The 21,928-nt window shown below is 70.1% G+C and carries 22 protein-coding genes; 3 read left to right on the top strand and 19 right to left on the bottom strand.

From position 1 onward, the window contains the following. The 7 genes from PCA_RS01825 to PCA_RS01795 all read right to left on the bottom strand — a co-directional run bounded on the left by PCA_RS01825 (nucleotide 1) and on the right by PCA_RS01795 (nucleotide 7,714). On the bottom strand, nucleotides 1-933 hold the full coding sequence (locus PCA_RS01825; RefSeq protein WP_181300467.1) for a septal ring lytic transglycosylase RlpA family protein: 933 nt from the start codon (nucleotides 931-933) through the stop codon (nucleotides 1-3). Beyond that, entirely contained in the window at nucleotides 930-1,934 is a 1,005-nt protein-coding gene (mltB, locus tag PCA_RS01820; protein ID WP_255436595.1) for a lytic murein transglycosylase B, read from the bottom strand. Before mltB ends, PCA_RS01825 begins: the two co-directional genes overlap by 4 nt. A gap of 103 nt (nucleotides 1,935-2,037) precedes the next feature. Beyond that, nucleotides 2,038-3,159 (bottom strand): rod shape-determining protein RodA, encoded by a 1,122-nt coding sequence (rodA, locus tag PCA_RS01815; RefSeq protein ID WP_181300465.1) that lies wholly within the window; start codon nucleotides 3,157-3,159, stop codon nucleotides 2,038-2,040. After that, the gene (mrdA, locus tag PCA_RS01810) at nucleotides 3,156-5,135 is read right to left on the bottom strand and encodes a penicillin-binding protein 2 (RefSeq protein WP_181300464.1); all 1,980 of its coding nucleotides are present in this window, start codon (nucleotides 5,133-5,135) and stop codon (nucleotides 3,156-3,158) included. Before mrdA ends, rodA begins: the two co-directional genes overlap by 4 nt. Nucleotides 5,136-5,150: 15 nt before the next feature. Continuing rightward, the gene (gene mreD / locus PCA_RS01805) at nucleotides 5,151-5,636 is read right to left on the bottom strand and encodes a rod shape-determining protein MreD (RefSeq protein WP_181300463.1); all 486 of its coding nucleotides are present in this window, start codon (nucleotides 5,634-5,636) and stop codon (nucleotides 5,151-5,153) included. Then, nucleotides 5,633-6,655, bottom strand: coding sequence for a rod shape-determining protein MreC (mreC, locus tag PCA_RS01800; RefSeq protein WP_181300462.1), 1,023 nt, complete (start codon nucleotides 6,653-6,655; stop codon nucleotides 5,633-5,635). Before mreC ends, mreD begins: the two co-directional genes overlap by 4 nt. 12 nt (nucleotides 6,656-6,667) lie before the next feature. After that, nucleotides 6,668-7,714 (bottom strand): rod shape-determining protein, encoded by a 1,047-nt coding sequence (locus tag PCA_RS01795; protein WP_181300460.1) that lies wholly within the window; start codon nucleotides 7,712-7,714, stop codon nucleotides 6,668-6,670. 273 nt (nucleotides 7,715-7,987) lie between these two features. Between PCA_RS01795 and PCA_RS01790 the strand changes: the two genes are divergently transcribed. Beyond that, a complete protein-coding gene (locus tag PCA_RS01790) occupies nucleotides 7,988-8,923 on the top strand; it encodes a carbohydrate kinase family protein (RefSeq protein ID WP_181300458.1) in 936 nt (311 codons plus the stop codon). A gap of 86 nt (nucleotides 8,924-9,009) precedes the next feature. Here the strand turns inward: PCA_RS01790 and glpK are convergent, their stop codons facing one another. The 12 genes from glpK to PCA_RS01730 all read right to left on the bottom strand — a co-directional run bounded on the left by glpK (nucleotide 9,010) and on the right by PCA_RS01730 (nucleotide 20,304). Then, nucleotides 9,010-10,512 (bottom strand): glycerol kinase GlpK, encoded by a 1,503-nt coding sequence (gene glpK, locus PCA_RS01785; protein WP_181300455.1) that lies wholly within the window; start codon nucleotides 10,510-10,512, stop codon nucleotides 9,010-9,012. A 95-nt stretch (nucleotides 10,513-10,607) separates the two neighbouring features. Then, nucleotides 10,608-10,958 carry a hypothetical protein gene (locus PCA_RS01780; protein WP_181300453.1) on the bottom strand — a complete coding sequence of 117 codons (351 nt, stop codon included), beginning with the start codon at nucleotides 10,956-10,958 and terminating at the stop codon, nucleotides 10,608-10,610. A gap of 113 nt (nucleotides 10,959-11,071) precedes the next feature. Next, the gene (locus PCA_RS01775; protein ID WP_181300451.1) at nucleotides 11,072-11,371 is read right to left on the bottom strand and encodes an STAS domain-containing protein; all 300 of its coding nucleotides are present in this window, start codon (nucleotides 11,369-11,371) and stop codon (nucleotides 11,072-11,074) included. A gap of 11 nt (nucleotides 11,372-11,382) precedes the next feature. Continuing rightward, nucleotides 11,383-12,561, bottom strand: coding sequence for a methyl-accepting chemotaxis protein (locus PCA_RS01770; RefSeq protein ID WP_181300449.1), 1,179 nt, complete (start codon nucleotides 12,559-12,561; stop codon nucleotides 11,383-11,385). A 14-nt stretch (nucleotides 12,562-12,575) separates the two neighbouring features. Next, the gene (locus PCA_RS01765) at nucleotides 12,576-13,667 is read right to left on the bottom strand and encodes a chemotaxis response regulator protein-glutamate methylesterase (RefSeq protein ID WP_181300447.1); all 1,092 of its coding nucleotides are present in this window, start codon (nucleotides 13,665-13,667) and stop codon (nucleotides 12,576-12,578) included. 70 nt (nucleotides 13,668-13,737) lie between these two features. Next, the gene (cheD, locus tag PCA_RS01760) at nucleotides 13,738-14,388 is read right to left on the bottom strand and encodes a chemoreceptor glutamine deamidase CheD (protein WP_255436593.1); all 651 of its coding nucleotides are present in this window, start codon (nucleotides 14,386-14,388) and stop codon (nucleotides 13,738-13,740) included. Then, nucleotides 14,388-15,272, bottom strand: a complete 885-nt coding sequence (locus tag PCA_RS01755) for a protein-glutamate O-methyltransferase (protein ID WP_181300445.1) — start codon at nucleotides 15,270-15,272, stop codon at nucleotides 14,388-14,390. Before PCA_RS01755 ends, cheD begins: the two co-directional genes overlap by 1 nt. Nucleotides 15,273-15,274: 2 nt before the next feature. Then, a complete protein-coding gene (locus PCA_RS01750; RefSeq protein ID WP_181300443.1) occupies nucleotides 15,275-16,987 on the bottom strand; it encodes a methyl-accepting chemotaxis protein in 1,713 nt (570 codons plus the stop codon). 13 nt (nucleotides 16,988-17,000) lie between these two features. Further along, entirely contained in the window at nucleotides 17,001-17,507 is a 507-nt protein-coding gene (locus PCA_RS01745; RefSeq protein ID WP_181300441.1) for a chemotaxis protein CheW, read from the bottom strand. Nucleotides 17,508-17,608: 101 nt separating this feature from the next. Beyond that, nucleotides 17,609-19,588 carry a chemotaxis protein CheA gene (locus tag PCA_RS01740; RefSeq protein ID WP_181300439.1) on the bottom strand — a complete coding sequence of 660 codons (1,980 nt, stop codon included), beginning with the start codon at nucleotides 19,586-19,588 and terminating at the stop codon, nucleotides 17,609-17,611. A 10-nt stretch (nucleotides 19,589-19,598) separates the two neighbouring features. After that, a complete protein-coding gene (locus PCA_RS01735) occupies nucleotides 19,599-19,961 on the bottom strand; it encodes a response regulator (RefSeq protein ID WP_181300438.1) in 363 nt (120 codons plus the stop codon). A 13-nt stretch (nucleotides 19,962-19,974) separates the two neighbouring features. Then, nucleotides 19,975-20,304 carry an STAS domain-containing protein gene (locus PCA_RS01730; RefSeq protein WP_181300436.1) on the bottom strand — a complete coding sequence of 110 codons (330 nt, stop codon included), beginning with the start codon at nucleotides 20,302-20,304 and terminating at the stop codon, nucleotides 19,975-19,977. A 218-nt stretch (nucleotides 20,305-20,522) separates the two neighbouring features. Between PCA_RS01730 and PCA_RS01725 the strand changes: the two genes are divergently transcribed. Continuing rightward, the gene (locus tag PCA_RS01725; RefSeq protein ID WP_181300434.1) at nucleotides 20,523-21,662 is read left to right on the top strand and encodes a flagellar hook-length control protein FliK; all 1,140 of its coding nucleotides are present in this window, start codon (nucleotides 20,523-20,525) and stop codon (nucleotides 21,660-21,662) included. Next, on the top strand, nucleotides 21,659-21,928 hold the full coding sequence (locus PCA_RS01720; protein WP_181300432.1) for a flagellar biosynthesis protein: 270 nt from the start codon (nucleotides 21,659-21,661) through the stop codon (nucleotides 21,926-21,928). The genes PCA_RS01725 and PCA_RS01720 overlap by 4 nt, the downstream gene beginning before the upstream one ends.

Here is a 21,928-nt window from a genome sequence, read left to right as displayed (position 1 = left end):
TCAGTCTACCGCGACATGCGGCCGCGGCAGCCCCATGTCTTCGATGCGGGAGGTCACCTGGTCGGCGCGGTCCACGCCGTCCAGCGGCCCCACCCGCACGCGACGTATGGTGCGGCCGTTGATCTGAACCTCCTCCACCCGAACCGGCGCGAAGTTGGCCTGGCGCAGCCGTGCGGCCACCCGTTCGGCGTTCGCCGCATCGGAAAACGCGCCCACCTGCAGGTAGATCCCCGGCGCGGCGCGGGTGCCGGTGGCGGTGCCGGCTGTGACCGTGCGCGGCGGCGCCGGTTCCCCGCCCGGCGCGGACGGATCGATGCCCTGCACCTCGACCAGGCCGGTGCCCTTGGGCCACACGCCGATGCGCACCGCGGCGGCGTAGGACAGGTCGATGATGCGGTTCTCGTGGAACGGCCCGCGGTCGTTGACGCGCACGATCACGCTCTTGCCGTTCGCGAGGTTGGTCACCCGCGCGTAGCTCGGCAGCGGCAGCACCTTGCTCGCCGCGGTGAACTTGTACATGTCGTAGTCCTCCAGGCTGGAGGTCTTGTAGCCGTGGAACTTGTTGCCGTAGAAAGATGCGATGCCGCGCTCGTCGTAGCCGCGTGCGCTGGGCAGCACGCGATAGCTCTGCCCCAGCACCGTGTACGGCGACTTGTTGCCGTACAGCGAACGCGGCTCCGCCTTCGGCACCGGCTCGGGCAGCGTGGCGATGAACGCCGGCGGCGCGCCGGCGGGCGAGCTGTCGTTCTGGTCGCCGTAGCGGCGGTCCTGCGGCAGGCTGGTGTCGTCGCGATGGAACCAGCCGCGGCTCGTGCCGCCGCTTCCCGCGCCCGTCGTCGCGCTCGCGCCGCCGGGGCGGGTCGCCTTCCTGCCGCCGCAGGCGGTCAGCGCCAGCGCGACCGCCAGCAGCGCCACGCCATGCCACAACCTCATTGCATGCGGTCCGCGCTGTCCGCGCCGCCCACGCCGTCCTTGATGGCCTGCGCCAGTTGGTCCACCGCCATCGCGTACATCGGGCTCCGGTTGTAGCGGGTGATCACGTAGAAGTTGTTGAAGGTGAACCAGTGCTCCGGCCCGTTCGCGCCGTCCAGCGTCAGCAGGCTGCTGGACTCGCCGGGGTCCAGCCGCTGCACCGGCGCGTAGCCCCAGGCCTCGAGCTGTTCCAGCGGCCACTGCGGCTTGGGCGTCCAGTCGCCCAGCGCCTTCGCCGCGCCGTCCGCCTGCGCGCGCGCCGCCACCGGACCGCCGGCGACCCAGCCGTGCTTCGCGAAGTAGTTCGCCACGCTGGCGAGGATGTCGGGCAGCGAGTTCGCGAGGTCGATGCGGCCGTCGCCGTCCTCGTCCACCGCGTAGTCGCGGATGCTGTCGGGCATGAACTGGCCCCAGCCCTGGGCGCCGGCGTAGGAGCCGGTGAGCGTGTCCACCGGGCCGCCCAGATGGCTGTCCGGCAGCTCCAGCAGGGTCTTCAGCTGCTGGCGGAAATAGGTCGCGCGCTTCGGGTAGTGGAAGCCCAGCGTCACCAGCGCGTCCAGCACCTTGTACTTGCCGGTGACGCGGCCGTAGAACGTCTCCACGCCGATGATCGCCACGATGTACTGCGGCGCCACGCCGTACTGCCGGCCGATGCGCTCCAGCAGCGCGCGATGCTCGCGGTAGAACGCCACGCCGTCGTCGATGCGCTTGTCGGTGAGGAAGATCGGCCGGTACGCGCTCCACGGCTTCGCCTCGGCCGGGCGGCTGATCGCGTCCAGGATGCCCTGCTGCACCTTCGCCTGGTCGAGCAGCGCATTCAGCGCCTGCGGACTCTTGCCGGTGTCGCGGGCCACTTCCTTCACCAGCGCCGCCTGGCCGGGATGGGTGGCGGCCACCACGGAAAAGCACGGCGTGCAGGCCAGGGCCAGAAACAGCGGTCGAAAACGGGAAAAGGAGAGCATGCCTTTGCTCATGAAATTCTTGTGTGGGGAAGCCTAGCATGCTTGTCCGCACGCGCCGACATCCGCGTGGGCACGCCTTCGCTCGACGATGGCGCGAGCTGCCCTAGTCGTGCCGCTTGCGATGCGCGTGGATCGACATCAGCATGCCGAAGCCGGTCAGCAGCGTCACCGCAGATGTGCCGCCGTAGCTCACCAGCGGCATCGGCACGCCCACCACCGGCAGCATGCCGGACACCATGCCGCCGTTGACGAACACGTAGACGAACAGGCTCATGCCGATCGCGCCGGCGAGCAGGCGCGAGTAGGTGTCGCGCGCCTCCATCGCGATCCACAGGCAGCGGCCGATGATGAACGCGTACAGCGCCATCATCAGGCACACGCCGACCAGGCCGAATTCCTCGGAGTACACCGCGAAGATGAAGTCGGTGGTGTGCTCGGGCAGGAAGTCCAGCCGCGACTGCGAGCTGTGCATCCAGCCCTTGCCGAACACGCCGCCGGAGCCCACCGCGATCTGCGACTGGATGATGTGCCAGCCGTTGCCCAGCGGATCGGACTCCGGGTTGAGCAGGGTCAGCACGCGGTCGCGCTGGTACTGGTGGATGACGGGCAAGTGCCAGATCACCGGCACCATCGCGGCCGCGCTGCCCAGCAGCAGTCCGATGCGCCACCACGCCATGCCGGAGAGGAACAGCGCGAACGCGCCGGCCGCCGCCACCAGCAACGCCGTGCCCAGGTCCGGCTGCTTGGCGATCAGCGCGGCGGGAATCGCGATCAGGATGCCGACCATCGCGATGTCCTTCCAGCCCGGCGGCAGCTGGCGCGGGTGCAGGTACCAGGCCACCATCATCGGCATGGTGAGCTTGACCAGCTCGGACGGCTGGAAGCGCATCACGCCCAGGTTGAGCCAGCGGTCGGCGCCGCGGCCCTCGCCCAGCACCGCCACCACGATCAGCAGGAAGGTGCTGCCGGCATACAGCCATGGCGTCCAGTTGCGCAGCACCGAGGGCGGAATGCGCGAGACCAGCAGCAGCAGCGCGAAGCCCAGCCCGAAGCGCATGGCCTGGCCGCCGACCAGCGGGAAGCTGCCGTCGGCGGCGCTGTACAGCGTGGTCAGCCCGGTGCCGGCCAGCAGCAGCAGGCCGAGCGCCAGCGGCAGGTCGACCCGCGGCCGGGTCAGCACGCGGTGCAGCAGGCGTCGCGTCCGTACGTGCAGCGCCTCGATCATGGCGGCGTCTCCTGCGTGGCGGCCTCGGCCGGCTCGTCCTCCGGCACGTCGGGCAGCGACGCGGCCGGCGCGGGCGCCGGCGCGCTGCGGCTGCCTTCCGGCGGCAGCGGCGTGTCCGGCGGCGCGTCCGGCTGGGTGGCCAGCCAGGCGTCCAGGATCTTGCGCGCGATCGGGCCGGCCGAGGAAGCGCCCCAGGCGCCCTGTTCCAGCACGACCACCACCGCAATGCGCGGGTTCTCGGCCGGCGCGAACATCTCGAACCAGGCGCGGTGGCGGCTGGCCAGGTAGGCGAGGTTCTTGTTCTCGTTGTAGGCGTCGGTGCGGCGCGAGTAGCGTTCGGCGGTGCCGCTCTTGCCGGCGATGGTGTACGGGAAGCCCCTGCCCAGCCCGTAACCGGTGCCGCGCGGGTCGTTCACCACCAGCTGCATGCCCTGCTCCACCGCCTGCCAGCTGGCCTGGTTGGTGACCAGCGACGGTCCGCTGGGCGGATTGGGCAGCGGCAGCCTGGGCGCATCCACGCCGGTCTGGGTGGCCATCACCAGCCGCGGCGCGTACGGCACGCCGCGCCCGGCCAGCGTGGCCAGCGCATGCGCCAGCTGCAGCGGCGTCACCGCCCAGTAGCCCTGGCCGATGCCGGCGATCACCGTCTCGCCGGGGTACCAGCCCTGCTTGAAGCGCTTGGCCTTCCATTCGCGCGACGGCAGGATGCCGCTGGCCTCGCCCTCGAGGTCGATGCCGGTGGGCTTGCCGAAGCCGAACCTGCCCATCCACGCGCTGAAGCGGTCGATGCCCATGTCGAGCGCGAGCTTGTAGAAGTAGGTGTTCACCGACCACATGATGGCCTTGCGCAGGTCCACCGTGCCGAAGCCGCCGCGGCGGTCGTCGCGGTAGCCGCGCGACTGGCCGGGGATGTAGAACGTGCCGGTGGAGAGCACCGTGTCCTGCGGCGTGCGCAGACCCAGCTCCAGGCCGCCGAGCGCCACGTAGGGCTTCACCGTGGAACCGGGCGGATACACGCCGCGCAGCGCGCGGTTCAGCAGCGGCTTGTCCGGCGAGCCGGTCAGGGCGCCGTAGTCGGCGTGGCTGATGCCGTCCACGAACAGGTTGGGGTCGTAGGTGGGCACGCTGACCATCGCCAGCACCTGGCCGTTGCGCGGGTCGATCGCCACCGCCGCGCCGGGGCGGCCGTCGAAGGCCTGCTCGGCGGCCTTCTGGATGCGTGCGTCGATGCTGAGGTAGATGTTCTGGCCGGGCGTGGCGACGTGCGTCTGCAGCACCCGCTGGGTGCGGCCGTCCGCGTTCACCTCGACCAGCTGGTAACCCGGCGTGCCGTGCAGGATGTCCTCGTAGGAGCGCTCGAGGCCGATGCGGCCCACGTGGGTGGTGCCCTTGTAGCGCGCCGGGTCGAGCCGCGCGAGGTCGTCCGCGTCGATGCGCGAGACGTAGCCGATCACGTGCGCGAACAGCTCGCCCAGCGGATAGCGCCGGTTGAGGTAGGGCACCACGTCCACGCCGGGGAAGCGCCAGCGGTTCACCGCGAAGCGGTCGATCTCGTCCTCGGTGAGGCGCATCTTCAGCGGCACGCTCTCGAAGCGGCGGCTCTGCTTCAGCTGCTTGCGGAACGCGTCGAGGTCGTCCTGGCCCAGCGGAATGACCTGGCCCAGCCGGGCCAGCATCGCCTGCATGTCCTTGACCTGCTCGGGCACCACCTCGAGCCGGAACGCCGGCACGTTGTTCGCCAGCAGCACGCCGTTGCGGTCGTAGATCAGGCCGCGCGCCGGCGGGATCGGGATGGGCTTGACCTGGTTGTTCTGCGAGCGCGTGGCGAATTCGTCGTAGCGCTGCACCTGCAGGATCACGTAGCGGCCGATCAGCCCGATCAGGCCCAGCAGGATCAGCGCGAAGCCGGCCAGCGCGCGCCGCCGGAACAGCTCGCTCTCGCTCCGTGCGTCCTTGATCGAGCGCTGCAGCTTCATGTCAGCGGCGCCCGCTCATTGGATACGCAGACGCGCGCGCAGGTCGTCCAGCAGCAGGAACAGGAACGGCCACAGCGCCGCGCCCACGAACGGCGAGATCCACCAGCTCGCCGGCGGCACCGGGGAGCCGGACAGCACCCGCACCACCAGCAGCAGGATGCGGTCGTTCAGCAGCAGCGCCAGCACCGCCAGGGTCTGCTGCCACATCGGGAAGAAGCGCAGCCGCGAACGGAAGCGCAGCGCGATGAACACCAGCGCGGTGAGGCGCAGCGCCTGCTCGCCCAGCAGCACGCCGTCGAACAGGTCCGCGCCCAGCCCCAGCAGGAACGCCAGGCCCAGGCTGACGCGGTCCTCCGACTCCAGCGCCCAGTACAGCAGCACCAGCGCGAGCCAGTACGGCTTGAACGGCTCCAGCGGCGCCGGCAGCGGCACCAGCATGGAAAGCAGTGCGAACAGCAGCGTGCCGATGAACCACCACAGGGAAAGGCGCTGGCGGTTCATCGCGCACCTCCGGCCGGGGCCGGCGCGGTCCCGGCGGTACGCGCCGGTGTCGGCGCGGATGGTGGATTGCCGGCCGAGGCGGCTGCGGCCGGCATGCCGCCGGCGGCCGCGCCCGGTGCGGGCGCCAGGCCCGTCGGCGGCCCGGACGGCGCCGCCGGCGTCGGCGGTCCGGCGGGTTCGGCCTGGTCGTGCAGCAACAGCACGTCCTCGCTGCGATCGATGTCGGCCGCGGGCTGCACCTGCGCCGCACGGAACATGCCGGAGGCGCCCAGCCCCACCGACTCCACCTTGCCCACCGGAAAGCCCGGCGGGAAGCGCCCGCCCAGGCCGGAGGTGAGCAGCTTGTCGCCCGGCCGCACGTCGGCGGCCAGCGGGATGTTGGGCAGCACCATGCCGCTGCCGTCGCGCGCGCCGTAGGCCACCGTGCGCAGGCCGGAACGCTCCACCACCACCGGGATCGCGTGCGCGGGATCGGTCACCAGCATCACCACGGCGGTGGTGGGCAGCACTTCGACCACCTGGCCGATCACGCCGTGCGCGTCGATCACCGGCTGCCCCGGCTTCACGCCGTCGCGCGCGCCGAGGTTGATCACCAGCCGCTGCTGCCAGGCGCCCAGGTCCACGCCGACCACGCGGGCCAGCTGCACGTTGAGCTCCAGGCTGTGCTGGGTGTCCAGCAGCTCCTTCAGGCGCTGGTTCTGCTCGGCCACGGCGGCCATGCGGTTGAGCCGCGCGTTCGCCAGCAGCAGGTCCTCGCGCAGGCGCTGGTTCTGCTCGGTGAGCAGCTTGCGGTCGGCGAACGCCACCGTGAGCGTGCGCATGCCGGCGCCCGGCAGGTTGGCCAGCCGGTACACCGGCTCGACCACCGCCGACGCCGCGTAGCGCACGCGCCACAGCCAGCCGTTGCGATGGTCGAGCACCATCAGCACCATGGCCAGCGCGAGGTAGGAGATAAGCCGCAGCGTGCCCGCGGCGTTGCCGGCAAACAGGGGCGAGGACTCATCGCGCGAACGCGCCACGATGAGTCGGCCTTACTCGGGTGCGAAGAAGTCGCTGCCGTGCTGGTCGATCAGCTCCAGCGCCTTGCCGCCGCCACGCGCCACGCAGGTCAGCGGGTCGTCCGCCACCTGCACGTGCAGGCCGGTCTCCTCGGAGATCAGCCGGTCCAGGTCGCGCAGCAGCGCGCCGCCGCCGGTGAGCACGATGCCGCGCTCGGCCACGTCGGAGCACAACTCCGGCGGGGTCTGCTCCAGCGCCGACTTCACCGCGGCCACGATGCCGGCCAGCGGCTCGTGCAGCGCTTCCAGGATCTCGTTGGAGTTGATCGTGAACATGCGCGGCACGCCCTCGGCGAGGTTGCGGCCGGAGATCTCGATCTCCTTGACCTCGCTCTGCGGGAACGCGCAGCCGATCTCCAGCTTGATGCGCTCGGCGGTGGACTCGCCGATCAGGGTGCCGTGGTTGCGGCGCACGTAGTTGATGATCGCCTCGTCGAAGCGGTCGCCGCCCACGCGCACGGACTGCGAGTAGACGATGCCGTTCAGCGAGATCACCGCCACTTCCGAAGTGCCGCCGCCGATGTCCAGCACCATCGCGCCGCGCGCCTCGTGCACCGGGATGCCGGCGCCGATCGCGGCGGCCATCGGCTCCTCGATCAGGAACACGTCGCGGGCGCCGGCGCCCTCGGCCGACTCCTTGATCGCGCGACGCTCGACCTGGGTCGAGCCGCAGGGCACGCAGACCAGCACGCGCGGGCTGGGGCGCAGCAGGCGCGCCTTGTGCACCTGCTTGATGAAGTGCTGCAGCATCGCCTCGGTCATGGTGAAGTCGGCGATCACGCCGTCCTTCATCGGGCGCACCGTGGCGATGTTGCCGGGCGTGCGGCCCAGCATGCGCTTGGCGTCGCTGCCCACCGCCGCGATCGCGCGCGGGCCGCCCGGGCCGCGATCCTGGCGCACCGCCACCACCGAAGGCTCGTTCAGCACGATGCCCTGGCCACGCACGTAGATCAGCGTGTTGGCCGTGCCGAGGTCGATCGAGACGTCGTTGGAAAAGATCCCGCGAAACTTCTTGAACATGAGGTCCGCCGTATGCCGGCCAGAATAAAAATAAGCTCGCCAGTCTAGTCAGCGCGACCCGCATGCGCAACCGGAAAGACGTTAAAAAAGCCTTTCCATGACGCCACTTGCCGCACATTCCTGTGTGCCGGGCCAGGCCATCGCGCTACCCGCGGGATTCGCCACGGACGCCGGTTCACGATACGATGCGAGACTTTGGCCGGGTCCGCGGATCCGGGTTTGTCGGCCGCGCCGCGCGCGCCATCCTTCATCCATCGGGACAACCTCGCAACCATGTCTGCCGTCATCTGCGGATCGCTGGCCTACGACACCATCATGGTGTTCCAGGACCAGTTCAAGAACCACATCCTGCCCGACCAGATGCACATCCTGAACGTGTCCTTCCTGGTCCCGCGGATGCGCCGCGAGTTCGGCGGCTGTGCCGGCAACATCGCCTACAACCTCAAGCTGCTGGGCGGCGATCCTCTGCCGGTGGCCGCGGTCGGCCAGGATTTCGCGCCCTACCGCACCCACCTGGAAAAGTGCGGCATCCGGCTCGACTGCGTGCGCGTGTTCGAGGACCAGTTCACCCCGCAGTGCTTCATCACCACGGACCTGGACAACAACCAGATCACCGCCTTCCACCCCGGCGCGATGTCCAGCGCGCACGACAACCACGTGCGCGACATCCCCGACATCGACTTCGCGATCGTGGCGCCCGACGGCCGCGAGGCGATGCTGCAGCACGTGGACGAATTCGCCGCGCGCGGCGTGCCCTTCATCTTCGATCCCGGCCAGGCGATGCCGCTGTTCAACGGCGACGAATTCCGCACGATGATCGAGAAGGCCACCTACGTCATCGTAAACGACTACGAGTCGCAGCTGCTGCAGACGCGCACCGGCTGGAGCGCCGAGGACATCGCCGCCCACGTGAAGGCCTACGTCGTCACGCTGGGGCCGCGCGGTTCGCTGATCCATGCCGGCGGCACCACGCACGAGATCCCCCCGGCGCGCGAAAGCCGCATCGTCGATCCCACCGGTTGCGGCGACGCTTACCGCGCCGGCCTGATCTTCGGCATCACGCGCGGCAAGGACTGGCCCACGGTGGGCCGCATGGCGTCGCTGATGGGCGCGCTCAAGGTCGAGCATCCCGGCACGCAGAACCAGCATTTCAGCTATACCGAATTCGCCGCCGCCTTCCAGGAACAGTTCGGCTACGCGCTGGATTGAGGGGACGCGGGGTAGCGCTTCCTGCGCCTCCTCCATTCGCCCGTTCGACAATGCCAGGCGCGGGTACACGCGGCGCGTTGCCGGTTTCAGGCTTCGGGATGGAACGCGCAGGCGGCCTGCACCGCCGCCTGCCAACCGCGGTAACGGCGCTCGCGTTCCGGCACGGGCATGCGTGGTTCGAAGCGTCGTTCCATCTGCCACAACTGTGCGAGCTGTTCGCGGCTTTCCCAGAAGCCCAGCGCCAAACCAGCCAGATAGGCCGCACCCAGCGCCGTGGTTTCCTGCACCCGCGGACGCAGCAGCGGCACGCCCAGCATGTCGCTCTGGAACTGCGCGACGAAATCGTTGGCGATCGCGCCGCCGTCGCAACGCAACTCCTTCAGCGGGATGCCCGCATCCGCCTCCATCGCCGCCAGCACGTCGCGCGACTGGTAGGCCATCGCCTCCAGCGCCGCGCGCACCACGTGCTCGCGGCGCGTGCCGCGGGTGAGGCCGAACATCGCGCCGCGCACCTCGCTGCGCCAGTACGGCGCACCCAGGCCCACGAAGGCCGGCACCAGGTAGACGCCGTCGCTGGAGGGCACGCTTTCGGCCAGCGCCTGCGAGTCGGCGGCGTGGTCCAGCACGCGCAGGCCGTCGCGCAGCCACTGCACCACCGCGCCGGCCACGAAGATGCTGCCTTCCAGCGCGTACTCGACCCGGCCGCCGATGTCCCAGGCGATCGTGGTCAGCAGGCCGCTCCGTGACGGCACGGCCTGTCCGCCGGTGTGCATCAACATGAAACAGCCGGTGCCGTAGGTGTTCTTCGCCATGCCCGGTTCGAAACAGGCCTGGCCGAACAGGGCCGCCTGCTGGTCGCCGGCAAGACCGCCGATCGGCAACGCGGCCCCGAAGAAGCGCGCCGGGTCGGTGTCGCCGTAATGCTCGCTGCAGGAGCGCACCTGCGGCAGCAGGCTGCGCGGCACGCCGAACATGCGCAGCAGCTCGTCGTCCCAGTCGCAGGCATGGATGTCGTACAGCAGGGTGCGCGCGGCGTTGCTGGCATCGGTGACGTGCAGTCGCCGGCCGGTGAGGTTCCACACCAGCCAGCTCTCGATCGTGCCGAACAGCAGATCGCCGCGTTCCGCCCGTGCCTGCGCGCCCTCGACATGGTCGAGGATCCAGCGGATCTTGCTGGCCGAGAAGTAGGCGTCGATCAGCAGGCCGGTCTTCGCGCGCACGGTCGGCTCGCAACCTTCCGCTTTCAGCCGCTCGCAGATCGCCATGCTCTGCCGCGACTGCCACACGACCGCGTTGTGCACCGGCTGGCCGCTGTGGCGATCCCACACCACCGTGGTCTCGCGCTGGTTGGTGATGCCGATGCCGGCCACCTCGCGCAACTCGACCTGGCAACGCGTCAACACCTCGGTCACCGTCACCAGCACGCTGGCGAGGATCTCGCGCGGGTCGTGCTCGACCGAGCCGGGCTGCGGATAGAGCTGCGCAAACTCGCGCTGCGCCATGCCCGCCACGCAGCCGGCCGCGTCGACCAGCATCGCCCGCGTGCTGGTGGTGCCCTGATCCAGCACCAGGATGTATCGCTTCGTCATGAGACACCTCGTGCGTGGATGCCCGCACAAAGATTAGCAACGAAGCCGCCCCTCCGCCGCGTGCGGCCCCCGGGGCGCGCACGCGAGCCGGGCGTTTACCAGGTACGCACGTCCACCACGCTGGCCGTGAAGCTGTCCATGTCCGACTGCGGGCGGAACATGCGGCCCAGGTCGAAGTTCACGTTGCTGCCGGGGGCGATGTTCGAGGTGCCGGCCGGCCACGCCTGCTTGCTCTGCAGCACCTTGCCGGCGGCATCCTTGATCTCGATGCGGATCTGCGCGGCCGAGGCGGCGGCGCACTTGTTCACCAGCTCGCCGCGCAGGCTGAGGCGACCGGCCGCCGCGGCAGGCTTGAAGTCCCTGATTTCGAAGTCGGTGGGCGCACACGCGGCGTGGGCGGCCAGAGGCGCCAGCAGCAGGACGGCGAAGGCGGCGAATGCTTTCATGGGAGACTCCAGAGGGATGTTGGAAAACTGCGGTCCGGAAACGGCCCGTGACTCTGGTGTCGGTATGCGCGCGGAAAACTTTAGCCTCGCCCCGCTCCGCGTGCCGGCGGTCGTCAGTGCAGCACGAACAGCTTGTCGAAGCCGGCCACGCGCAAGGTGCTGCGCAGTTCGCCCGCGGCGTTGACGATGCGGATGTCGGCACGATCGGCACCGGCGTACTCGCGCAGCAGCAACAGCATGCCCAGCGCCGAACTGTCCATGGCGGCAACCGCGCCCAGGTCGATCACATAGCTGCGTGCCGGCTTGTCCCCGCCGAGACAGGCGTCGTGGAAGTCGCGGTGAATGCTGAAATCGAAACGCTCGCCCAATTGCAGGGTGAGGCAGTCGAGTTCGGGGTCGTGGTGGACGATCATGGGGACGATCCTCAAAACAGTTCGATTTCGCCGGCATCCATCGAGTTCTGCAGCGCCGGGCCGCGCGAGCGCAGCCGCGCCTTCTCGCGCTGGATCGCCAGCCGGCTGCGTACGCGCCGGGAGCGCTCCTCCAGCGCGTCGGCTTCCAGCGTGGCGCAGGCCAGTTCCTCGATGTCGCGGGTGCACTCGGTGGTGATTTCCTGCAGCTCGGTGAGCCGGGTACGGGTCTGGGTGATCAGCTGGCGCAGGATGTCCTCGAACTGCAGCGAGCGCACGGTGGTGGAAACGTCGCTGCCGAGGCCGCGGCTGATCTCGACCACCTTGTCGGCCACCTTGCCGGTGCGCGCGTCGCTCTCGGTGACGTGGGCGGTCATCGCGTCGATGCCACCCTTGGCCGACAGCGCCACGTTGAGGTCCTGCGACGCCATCGCGCCGATCAGGCCGCGCAGTTGCTCCATGGCCGCCCGGGCTCGCTCCACGTGGTCGCCGATCCGCTCGTTGAGCTGGTTGGAGTTGCTGGCCAGGTTGCGGATCTCGCCCGCCACCACCGCGAAGCCGCGGCCGGACTCGCCTGCGCGCGCCGCCTCGATCGCCGCGTTCAGCGCCAGCAGGTTGGTCTCCTCCGCGATGGTGTTGACGTTGCGCAGCAAGCCGAACACCGCGTCCATCTCCTTCGCCATGCCGTCGATGCGGTAGACGATGCGCAGGCTTTCGCGCGACATCTGCACGATCAGGCCCACGAAGTGTTCCAGCAGGTCGCCGGTGCGCGCGGCGAAGTCCTGCACGGATACGCCGCCATCCTGGGCGTCGATGATCTGCTTGAGCAGTGCCTGCTGCAGCGCGGTCTTGCTGGACAGTCCGTCGAAGCCGCCGCCCAGCTCGGACACCGCGTCGCGCAGCAGGTCCAGGCCCTGGTGCAACTCGCGGCTGGCGTGGCCCAGCTCGTCGACCAGCGCGCTGCGCACGTCCTCCAGCGCTTCGCGCACCGGCTCGGCGCCGACAGGCACGACGGTGGCCGGCGCGGCCGGCGGCCGGGTACGTGCGACGACGGCCCACACCGCGGTCACCGCGAGCAGCAGGATCGGCGCCAGCCAGGCCGGATGCCACAGCAGCGTCAGCAGCAGGGCGACGACGCTAGCGGTCCAGCCTGCCAGCGGACGCCTGCGAAAAATGGCGGGAATGAGTGACATGGTGGAATCCGTGTTCAGGCGCAAATGGTGCTGGCATGGGTGCGACGGGCCAACGCGAGCAGGCGGCCGGCGATGTGGTCCAACGGCAACGTCTCCGCCGCCGCACCCAGTTTCCAGGCGGCCCCGGGCATGCCCCACACCACCGAGCTGGCCTCGTCTTGCACCAGGGTGGGTGCGCCGGCCTGGCGCAGTTCGAGCAGGCCGCGGGCGCCGTCGTCGCCCATGCCGGTGAGCAGGGCGGCGATGGTGGCGGCGCCGGCGCTGGCCGCCAGCGAGCGGAACAGCACGTCGACGCTGGGGCGGTGACGGTTCACCGGCGGCCCGTCGTGCAGGCGGCACACGTATCTGGCACCGTCCCACATCGCCAGCAGATGGTGGCTGCCGGGGGCGATGTAGGCGTGGCCCTGCTGGATCGGCTGGCCGTCGCGCGCCTCGCACACGCGCATCGCCGAGCAGCGGTCCATGCGGGCGGCGAACGGCCCGCTGAAGGCGGCGGGAATATGCTGGGTCACCAGGATGGGCGGCGCATCCGGCGGCATCGCTTCCAGCACCACGCGCACCGCCTCGGTGCCGCCGGTGGAGGCGCCGATCGCGATGATGGGGCTGCCACCGCGGCTGCCTGCACCCTGCGAACGCGGCAGCACCGCATCGGCGGAGAGCCGCGGCACCACCTCCAGCTTGCGTACGGTGGCGCGCGCGCGCGGCTTCGCCCGCGCCGCCAGCTTGACCTTGGCGCAGATTTCCAGCGCGCTGTCGCCGAAGCTGGAGGCCAGGTCGTTGCCGGGCTTGGCCAGGAAATCGACGGCGCCCAGCTCCAGCGCGCGCAACGTCACCTCGGCCCCATCCGTGGTCAGCGACGACACCATCACCACCGGCATCGGCCTGAGCCGCATCAGGTTCTCCAGGAAGGTCAGGCCGTCCATGCGCGGCATCTCGACGTCCAGGGTGAGCACGTGGGGATCGAGCTGCTTGATCTTCTCGCGGGCGATCAGCGGATCGGCCGCCGTGCCCACGACCTCGATCCCGGGGTCGCAGGCAAGCATGGTCGACATCAGCTTGCGCACCAGGGCGGAATCGTCGACTACCAGTACGCGTACTCTTTCCATTGCTCACCTTGGCCATGCGGCCCCGTCGCCGACGACGATGGCCCGGTCGATGCCGCGCCGGCGCCCGGCGTCAGAACAGCTCGACCTCTCCCTTTATCGGATCATTTGCCAACCGCTTGAGGTAGCCGCGCTCGCCGGCCACCAGCGCCACGTCGTCGCCACGGCGCAACTGGCGCACGCGCGCCCGGCCGCTTTGCGGGAAGAACTGCACCTGGCGCGGATACACGTCGCCCAGGTCCTCGGCCACCAGTTGCAGGCGCTCGGCCGCGATGTACCGGCGCACGAAGTCGATGTTGCGCTGGCCCACGTCGCTGAGCTGGGCCAGTACGCGGCCGCCGCCGAACACCTTGACCCGGAGGTCCGCGCGCTGGCCGCCGGCCTTCAGCACCGCATTGATCAGCTGCTCCATCGCGTCGCTGCCATAGCGCGCGGCGCGGCCCACGGTCGACGCCCAGCTGTCGCTGCCGCCGCGCGGCTCGGGCAGCATGAAGTGGTTCATGCCACCGATGCCGCGGTTCGCGTCGTGGATGCACGCCGCCACGCAGGAACCGAGCACGGTGCTGACCAGCTCGTCCTGCGCGCTCACGTAGAACTCGCCCGGCAACACCTTCACCACCATGCAGTCCTGGGCGGGGTCCCAGAACCGGCGCAGGTGCTCGAAGCCGGGCATGGCCTCGGGCAAGGTGGGCGTGGCCCGGCGTTCGGTGGTGGGCGCCAGCATCAGGCGCGCTTCCGGTAGACGGTGCGCCCGATCAGCTCGAAGTCGTCGCTGATGCCGTGCAGCGATTCGGAATGGCCAAGGAACAGGTGGCCGCCCGGCGGAAGCAGCGCCGCGTAACGGCCGATCAGCCGCTGCTTGGTCGGCTGGTCGAAATAGATCACCACATTGCGGCAGAAGATCGCGTCGAACGGCCCGCGCATCGGCCAGTCGTGCAGCAGGTTCAGCGGCTGCACGGTCACCAGCTCGTGCAGGCGCGGGTGCACGCAGGCGTAGCCTTCGTACTCGCCGGCGCCGCGCAGCATCCAGCGATGCCGGCGCTCGTCGCCGATGCCGTCGAGCCGGTCCAGCGGATACACGCCGTTGCGTGCGGTTTCCAGCGCCTGCGGCGACAGGTCGGTGGCCAGGATCTTTGCGTCCACGTCGGTCGCGCCATGCCGTTCTAGCGCCTCGGCCAGCACCATCGCCAGCGCATAGGGTTCCTCGCCGGTGGAACAGCCGGCCGACCATAGCCGCAGGCGGCCGCCGTCGCGGCGCTTGCGCTCCAGCCACCGCGGCAACAGCTCGTTTTCCAGCAATTCGTAATGGTGCGGCTCGCGGAAGAACGCGGTGACGTTGGTGCTGATCGCGCTGGCCAGTTCGCCCAGTTCGCCATCCGGGTCGCTGCGCAGCAGCGCGCAGTAGGCGGCGTAGTCGGGCAGTTGCAGCGCGCGCAGGCGCCGTGCCAGCCGCCCCTGCACCAGCTGGCGCTTGTGTTCGCCCAGCGCAATGCCGCAATGCGCGTGGACGAAGTCGCGCAGGAAGCGGAACTCGGCGTCGCCGAGCGGGACCGCGCCGCCGCCCGCGGGCGCCCCGTCACGGGGGATCGCAGTGGCGGCGACGGCCATGCTCAGAACTCCTTCCAGGCACCGGCCTCCGCCGTCTCGGCGGCGGCTCGCGGCGGGGCCTTGCGCACGGCGGCGAACACCGCCTCGGTGGCGCGGCTGACTTCCTTCGCGCGCGTCGGCGGCACGTCTTCCACCGTATCGCTGGCGAGGCGGAAGAAGCCCACCTGGTCGGTCAGTTCGGCGGCCTGCTCCTGCATGGCGCGTGCGGCGGCCGAGGCTTCCTCGACCAGCGCCGCGTTCTGCTGGGTCATCTCGTCCATCTGCATCACGGCGTTGTTGACCTGGTCGATGCCGGCCGACTGCTCCTGGCTGGCCGCGGCGATCTCGGCCACGATGTCGGTGACCTTCTTCACGCTGTCGACGATCTCGGCCAGCGCCCGGCCGGACTGGTTGACCAGCTCCGAGCCGCCACGCACCTTCTCCTCGCTCTCGGCGATCAGGCTCTTGATCTCCTTCGCCGCGCCGGCGCTGCGCTGCGCCAGGTTGCGCACCTCGCTGGCCACCACGGCGAAGCCACGGCCCTGCTCGCCGGCGCGCGCCGCTTCCACCGCGGCATTCAGGGCCAACAGGTTGGTCTGGAAGGCGATCTCCTGGATCAGACCCACGATGTCGCCGATCTTGCGGCTGGAGGCGTCGATCTCGGCCATCGCGGCGATCGCCTTGCCGGCCACCTCGCCGCCGTGCTCGGCCTGCTCGCGGGCGCCGCGCGCCAGCTGGTTGGCGTGGCTGGCGTTCTCCGCGTTCTGCTTCACGGTGGAGGTCATCTCCTCCATCGACGAGGCGGTTTCCTCCAGGCTGGAGGCCTGCTCCTGCGTGCGCTGGCTGAGGTCGTCGTTGCCGCGCGCGATCTGCTGCGCCGCGCTGCTCACCGCGTCGGAACCCTGGCGCACCTCGCCCACGATCGCGGCCAGACGTTCGTCCATCATGCGGAAGGCATCCAGCAGCCGGCCCAGCTCATCGTGCCGCTTGACCTTGATGTCGTGGCCCAGCTGGCCGTCGGCGATGGCATGCGCCACCGTCACCAGGCGCGCCAGCGTGCTGCTGATCGAGCGCACCAGCAAGGTCGCCACCACCAGCGCGAAGACCAGGCCGGCGATCAGGGTGACCAGCACCAGCGCGCGCACCACGCCGTAACGGCTGACCTGGGCCTCATAGGTCGCCTTCATCTCGCCGGCCTGTGTCCGGATCAACTGATCGACTGTGTCTTGGCGCATCATCATTGCCGGACGAACGTCCATCTCCAGCAGATCACGAGCGCCGTCGTCGTTCTTGCCGAGTGCGTCGTAGACGTCCTTCAGGCTGCTCAGGTAATCCCCATCGGTGGCGCGATACGCCTTGTATTTCGTCAGGACGTCCGCGCCCATCGGCAGCGACGACAACTGCTTGTCGATCTCGGCAATCTCCTTCTGGAGCTTCTCCGATTCGGCGACCTTCTGCTTCACCTGATCGGCCTTGCCGATCGCGCTGGCCGCCTCGCCCAGCACCACGAAATTCATCAACGATTTCGCGCGCAGTTCGCCCATCAGCTGCGCCGGCACCATGGCATCTTCGTAGCTGCGCCGCATGCCGTCGTTCTGCCAGGACATCATGCCCAGACCGACCGCCGCGCCGGCCACCAGCATGAAGCCGAGCAACGCGAACGTGCAGATCAGGCGGGCCTTGACGGACACGTTCGAGAACGTGGCGAGACGCGCGGTGAATTTCTTGATGTTCATGGAGGTTCCAGGATCAGGCGGCAATTTCGGCAGCGCGAACGTCCGGCAGCGCGGCGTCCAGCGTTTCAACGTCTTCCGGACGCATGAGCTTCTGCACGTCCAGCAGCATCACCATGCGCTCGGCATGCGTGGCGAGGCCCTTCAGGTAGCGGGTGTCGACGATCGCGCCCATGTCCGGCACCGGCTTGATCGTGGCCGGGTCGATGTCGACCACGTCGGACACCGCGTCCACCACGATGCCGAACAGGCGCTCGGCGACCGCCACCACGATCATCACGGTGTTGTCGCCGTAGCTCTCGCGCTCCAGTCCGAAGCGCAGGCGCAGATCCAGCACCGGCACGATCGCGCCGCGCAGGTTCAGCACGCCGAGCACGTAGACGGGCGTCTGCGGAATCCGCGTGACCCGCGTCCATCCGCGGATCTCGCGCACCGACAGGATGTCGACGCCGTACTCCTCGCCCACCAGGCTGAAGGTGAGCTGCTGGACGGTGGGCGCCGTGTCCGCGTGGTTTTCGTGCATGGATCGTCTGCCTGGTGATGGGCGCCCGCAGGCGCCGGCCTCGTTGATTTATCGGCCTGGGCGAAAAGGACTTGAGCGGGTCGCGGCGGGCCCCGGTCCGCTCAGGCGGCCTTGCCGCTGCACCGTCCCAGCCGCACCACGCCGCCCACGTCCACGATCAGCGCCACCGAACCGTCGCTGACGATGGTGGCTCCCGACACGCCCTGCACCTGCCGGTAATGTTTCTCCAGCGACTTGATCACCGCCTGCTGCTGGCCCACCAGTTCGTCCACCAGCAGGCCCACGCGCTGGCCGCCGTCCTCGACCACCACCACGATGCCGCGCCCGATCTCGGTGACCGCATCGGCGCAGCCGAAGGCGCGATGCAGGCGGATGACCGGCAGGTACTCGTCGCGGAAGCGGAACACCTCGCCGCCGCCGGCGGTGCGGCGCACGGCATCGGCCGGCAGGCGCAGCGACTCGACGATGGAGATCAGCGGCACGATGTAGCGTTCGCCGCCGACCGCGGTGACCAGGCCGTCGATGATCGCCAGCGTCAGCGGCAGGGCGATGGTGAACACGCTGCCCTGGCCGGCCACGCTCTTCACGCCGACGCTGCCGCCGAGGTCGCGCACGTTGCGGCGAACCACGTCCATGCCCACGCCGCGGCCGGAAAGGTCGGTGGCCTGGGCGGCGGTGGAGAAGCCGGGCTCGAAAATCAGCGCGGCGATCTCGTCGTCGCCCAGGGGCTGGTCAGGCGGCACCAGCCCGCGCTCGACCGCCTTGGCACGGATGCGTTCGTGGTTGAGTCCGGCACCGTCGTCGCTGATCCGCACCACGATGTTGCCGCCCTCGTGATGGGCGTCCAGCCTGAGCGTGCCGGCTTCCGGCTTGCCCGCGGCGCGGCGCTGCCGGGGCAGTTCCAGACCGTGGTCGATCGCGTTGCGCACCAGGTGCACCATGGGATCGCCGATCTTCTCCAGCACCGTCTTGTCCAGCTCGGTGTGCTCGCCATGCAGCTCCAGCTTCACCTGCTTGCCCAGCTTGCGCTCGAGGTCGCGCACCAGCCGCGGAAAACGGTTGAACACCGTGCCGATCGGCAGCATGCGGATGCGCATCACGCTGTCCTGCAGCTCGCGCGTGTTGCGCTCGAGCTGGGCCAGCCCCTCGCGCAGCCGTTCCAGCTGCGACAGGTCGAAGTTGGCGCCGATGTCGTTGAGCATGGATTGGGTGATCACCAGCTCGCCCATCATGTCGATCAGCGCATCGACCTTGTCGATGCCCACGCGGATCGAGCCGCCGTCGGCGTGGCCGGCTGCCGACGCCTCACGCGCGGCAGCCGGTGCGGCCACCGCAGGCTCCGGCGAAGGCGCCACGGGTTCGACCGCGGCCAGCGGCGCGATCGCGAGTTCGCAGTCGCCGTCCAGCCATTCGAACACGGCATCCAGATCTGGCCGCGCGACTGCGCCGTGCAGGCGCAGCTCCCAGCCCAGGTGGCACTCACCGGGATCGAGCGTGGAGAAATCCGCAGCCACGGCGTCTCCGACGAACGCGCGCAGCACTTCCAGCCGGCCCAGCTGCTGCAGCTCGCGGAACAGGCGCAGCGGCTCGTGGCCGCTGCGCAGCAGGTGCGGCAGCCCGACGAAGCGGATGTCCCAGCCATCCACCGCGGTGGCGCCGGCCTGCGCCGCCGCGGGCGCGGGCGCCGCCTCGCCAGCCACCAGCTGCGTCAACTCGATGCGCAATGCTTCACTGGCGGCGTCGGCCACGGGCTGGCCCCGGGCGGTGCGGGCCAGCATGGCGCGCAGGCAGTCGACCGAACGCAGCAGCAGGTCGGTGAGCCCGGCGTCCACCGCACGGCGCCCGCTGCGCACTTCCTCCAGCAGCGATTCGGCCACGTGGGTGAATGCGGCCACATCGGCGAAGCCGAAGGTCGCCGCGCCGCCCTTGATGGAATGCGCCGCACGGAAGATGGTGTGCACCAGTTCGTGGTCGGCCGAGCCCGAGTCCAGCGCCAGCAGGGCCGCCTCCATCGCGTCAAGGCCTTCCAGGCTCTCCTCGAAGAAGGTCTTGTGGAACTGGCTGAGATCGACCGTGGCCATGCGCCCTGCCTCAGCCCAGCACGCGCTTGACGGTCGCCAGCAGCTGGTCGGGATCGAACGGCTTGACCAGCCAGCCGGTGGCGCCGGCGGCCTTGCCTTCCATCTTTTTCTCGGTGTGCGACTCGGTGGTGAGCATCAGGATCGGCACCCCCTGGTATTCGGGCCTGGCGCGCAGCGCGCGCACCATCGCGATGCCGTCCATCACCGGCATGTTGACGTCGGCCAGCACCAGGTCGAACGCACCCGCGCCGGCCGCGTCCAGCGCCAGCTGGCCGTTCTCGGCCTCGGTCACCTCGTGCCCCGCGCCACGCAGGGTGAAGGCCACCATGCCGCGCATCGAAGCGGAGTCGTCTACCGCAAGAATCTTTGCCATGCTGCCACCTCGTTCAGGCCGGCCCGGCGGCCGGCAATTCCAGAATCTTCGCCACGCCCAGCAGGCCGGCCGCCTCGTCCAGGGCAGCGCTGCTGCCGCGCCAGGCCAGCGTGCCGCCGCGCCGATCCAGCTCGCGGCACAACAGCACCAGCAACTGCAGTGCGGCGGTATCCACGCGTTCCACCTGGCTGCCGTCGAGCTCGACGGCGCCGCCGGGCAGCGCCGCCACCAGCTCGGCATGGAGCGCCGACAGCGCGCCCAGGCGGCAGTCCGGCGGCAACCGCACTGCGGCGTCGCCCACCATCTGTTCGCCGTCCCGTTTCGCGGCCCGCTTGCCGGCCATGCCATCGCTCCGTTCGCGCCCGCTGGCGCTGACTGTCCGGTTTATCGGCCGCGATGGCGCGCGCTTTAGAGTCCGTTCGCGCCCCCTCGTGATGCGCGCCGTCCTGCTGCGACCGCGATGGCGCCTGGTGCAGCGCCATCTCAAGTTCGCGCGTTGCCGGTCGATGTTCTCCGGGACGGGCTCGCCCCCGACGCCGCCATCCACGCGCAGGAACCGCATTGATCATCCAGCCGACCAGTATGGCCGCCCTGACCTGGGCCGGCGCCGCCTCCGGCAGCGCGGCGCCGAGCTGGCGCATCGGCAGCGTGCTGCTGGCGCGGCCGCTGGGCGTGAACCCGCAGGGGCTGCAGGTGCTGCAGATCGGCGGCTTGACGGTGGAAGCCGACGTGACCGGCAGCCAGTTGCCGGCACAGTTCCAGGTGCGCGTGCTGAGCCTGGGCGCCCAGCCGCAACTGGAGCTGCTCGCGCAACCCGCCGACCCCGTGCTGCAGCGTGCCCTGCGCGAACGACTGCCGCAGCAGAACGGCTATGCGCCGTTGCTGGCCACGCTGGGCGCACTGGCCCAGCGGCCGGTGCTGCGCCAGTTGCCGGCGGAGTTGCGCGGCGCGCTCGCCCTGCTGGAACAGGCGATGCACAGCCCGGCCGAGGTCACCCGTGGGGAAGGCCTGCGCGTGGCGATCGAACGCAGCGGGCTGTTCCTCGAAGCGCTCCTCGCGCATTCTCCCGACTATCCGGCGACGCTGGTGGGCGACTGGAAAGGCGCGCTGCTGCGCGTGGCCACCTTGCTCGACCGTCGCGCGTCGGCGCCACCGCGGCAGAATGCCGGCGACACCGCACCACCCATGCTGCAACGCGGCCTACAGGCGCAGCCGCGCGCCGCGTTGCCGCCGTCGCTCGCGGGCGACGCGGTCGAACCGCTGCTTGATCGCCTGCGAGGCGACGTGAAAGCCGCGCTGGCGCGGATCGACGTGGCGCAGCTCGAGTCAGCCAGCAGCCCGCTGCCGGCGTGGATGATAGAGATTCCGCTGCACGGCGTGGATGGACGCGACGTGCTGCAACTGCAACTGGAATATGTCGTCGACCCCGGCGACGGCAGCCGCGGCTGGAACCTGGGCTTTGCGCTTGATCTGCCCGCACTGGGCGCGATCCAGGGCGAACTGCAGTTGCGCGAGCCGCGCCTGTCGGTGCGCCTGTGGGCCGCCCAGGCGGATACGGTGCAGCGACTGGAGCGCCAGTTCGGCGCGCTGCGCCAGCGGCTGGCCGCCTGCGGCCTGCTGCTGGACCAGCTGAGTTGTCAGCTGGGCCAGCCGGAGCCGCCGAACCGCTACAGCGCCGTGCTGCTGCAGGCCACTGCATGAGCGCGCCGGCGCCTCCGCCACCCACGCGTAGGGTCAGCCTGCGCCTGTCCGCTCCCGGCGGTGGGGAGAGCCGGGCGCTGCCGAACGAATCGCTGGAAACCCTGCGCGCACGTGCGCAGGCGCTGGGCCTGCCGCTGCATCCCGATCCGCAGATCGCCGCCCTGCTGGCCGGACTGCGCCTGCGCGAGGATGTGCCGGCGCTGCTCTACGCCGCTGCGGCGTCGCTGCTGGCCGCGGTCTACGATGCGGCGGACGAACAAGGCTGA

Source organism: Rhodanobacter sp. PCA2 (genome assembly GCF_013620825.1).
Lineage (GTDB): Bacteria > Pseudomonadota > Gammaproteobacteria > Xanthomonadales > Rhodanobacteraceae > Rhodanobacter_A.
This window is presented reverse-complemented; position numbering and strand designations above follow the sequence as displayed.

Excerpts from the sequence above, each read along its gene's own strand:
- PCA_RS01825 (WP_181300467.1), bottom strand. The coding sequence starts at position 933 with ATGAGGTTGTGGCATGGCGTGGCGCTGCTGGCGGTCGCGCTGGCGCTG.
- mltB (WP_255436595.1), bottom strand. The coding sequence starts at position 1,934 with ATGCTCTCCTTTTCCCGTTTTCGACCGCTGTTTCTGGCCCTGGCCTGC.
- rodA (WP_181300465.1), bottom strand. The coding sequence starts at position 3,159 with ATGATCGAGGCGCTGCACGTACGGACGCGACGCCTGCTGCACCGCGTG.
- mrdA (WP_181300464.1), bottom strand. The coding sequence starts at position 5,135 with ATGAAGCTGCAGCGCTCGATCAAGGACGCACGGAGCGAGAGCGAGCTG.
- mreD (WP_181300463.1), bottom strand. The coding sequence starts at position 5,636 with ATGAACCGCCAGCGCCTTTCCCTGTGGTGGTTCATCGGCACGCTGCTG.
- PCA_RS01795 (WP_181300460.1), bottom strand. The coding sequence starts at position 7,714 with ATGTTCAAGAAGTTTCGCGGGATCTTTTCCAACGACGTCTCGATCGAC.
- PCA_RS01790 (WP_181300458.1), top strand. The coding sequence starts at position 7,988 with ATGTCTGCCGTCATCTGCGGATCGCTGGCCTACGACACCATCATGGTG.
- glpK (WP_181300455.1), bottom strand. The coding sequence starts at position 10,512 with ATGACGAAGCGATACATCCTGGTGCTGGATCAGGGCACCACCAGCACG.
- PCA_RS01780 (WP_181300453.1), bottom strand. The coding sequence starts at position 10,958 with ATGAAAGCATTCGCCGCCTTCGCCGTCCTGCTGCTGGCGCCTCTGGCC.
- PCA_RS01775 (WP_181300451.1), bottom strand. The coding sequence starts at position 11,371 with ATGATCGTCCACCACGACCCCGAACTCGACTGCCTCACCCTGCAATTG.
- PCA_RS01770 (WP_181300449.1), bottom strand. The coding sequence starts at position 12,561 with ATGTCACTCATTCCCGCCATTTTTCGCAGGCGTCCGCTGGCAGGCTGG.
- PCA_RS01765 (WP_181300447.1), bottom strand. The coding sequence starts at position 13,667 with ATGGAAAGAGTACGCGTACTGGTAGTCGACGATTCCGCCCTGGTGCGC.
- cheD (WP_255436593.1), bottom strand. The coding sequence starts at position 14,388 with ATGCTGGCGCCCACCACCGAACGCCGGGCCACGCCCACCTTGCCCGAG.
- PCA_RS01755 (WP_181300445.1), bottom strand. The coding sequence starts at position 15,272 with ATGGCCGTCGCCGCCACTGCGATCCCCCGTGACGGGGCGCCCGCGGGC.
- PCA_RS01750 (WP_181300443.1), bottom strand. The coding sequence starts at position 16,987 with ATGAACATCAAGAAATTCACCGCGCGTCTCGCCACGTTCTCGAACGTG.
- PCA_RS01745 (WP_181300441.1), bottom strand. The coding sequence starts at position 17,507 with ATGCACGAAAACCACGCGGACACGGCGCCCACCGTCCAGCAGCTCACC.
- PCA_RS01740 (WP_181300439.1), bottom strand. The coding sequence starts at position 19,588 with ATGGCCACGGTCGATCTCAGCCAGTTCCACAAGACCTTCTTCGAGGAG.
- PCA_RS01735 (WP_181300438.1), bottom strand. The coding sequence starts at position 19,961 with ATGGCAAAGATTCTTGCGGTAGACGACTCCGCTTCGATGCGCGGCATG.
- PCA_RS01730 (WP_181300436.1), bottom strand. The coding sequence starts at position 20,304 with ATGGCCGGCAAGCGGGCCGCGAAACGGGACGGCGAACAGATGGTGGGC.
- PCA_RS01720 (WP_181300432.1), top strand. The coding sequence starts at position 21,659 with ATGAGCGCGCCGGCGCCTCCGCCACCCACGCGTAGGGTCAGCCTGCGC.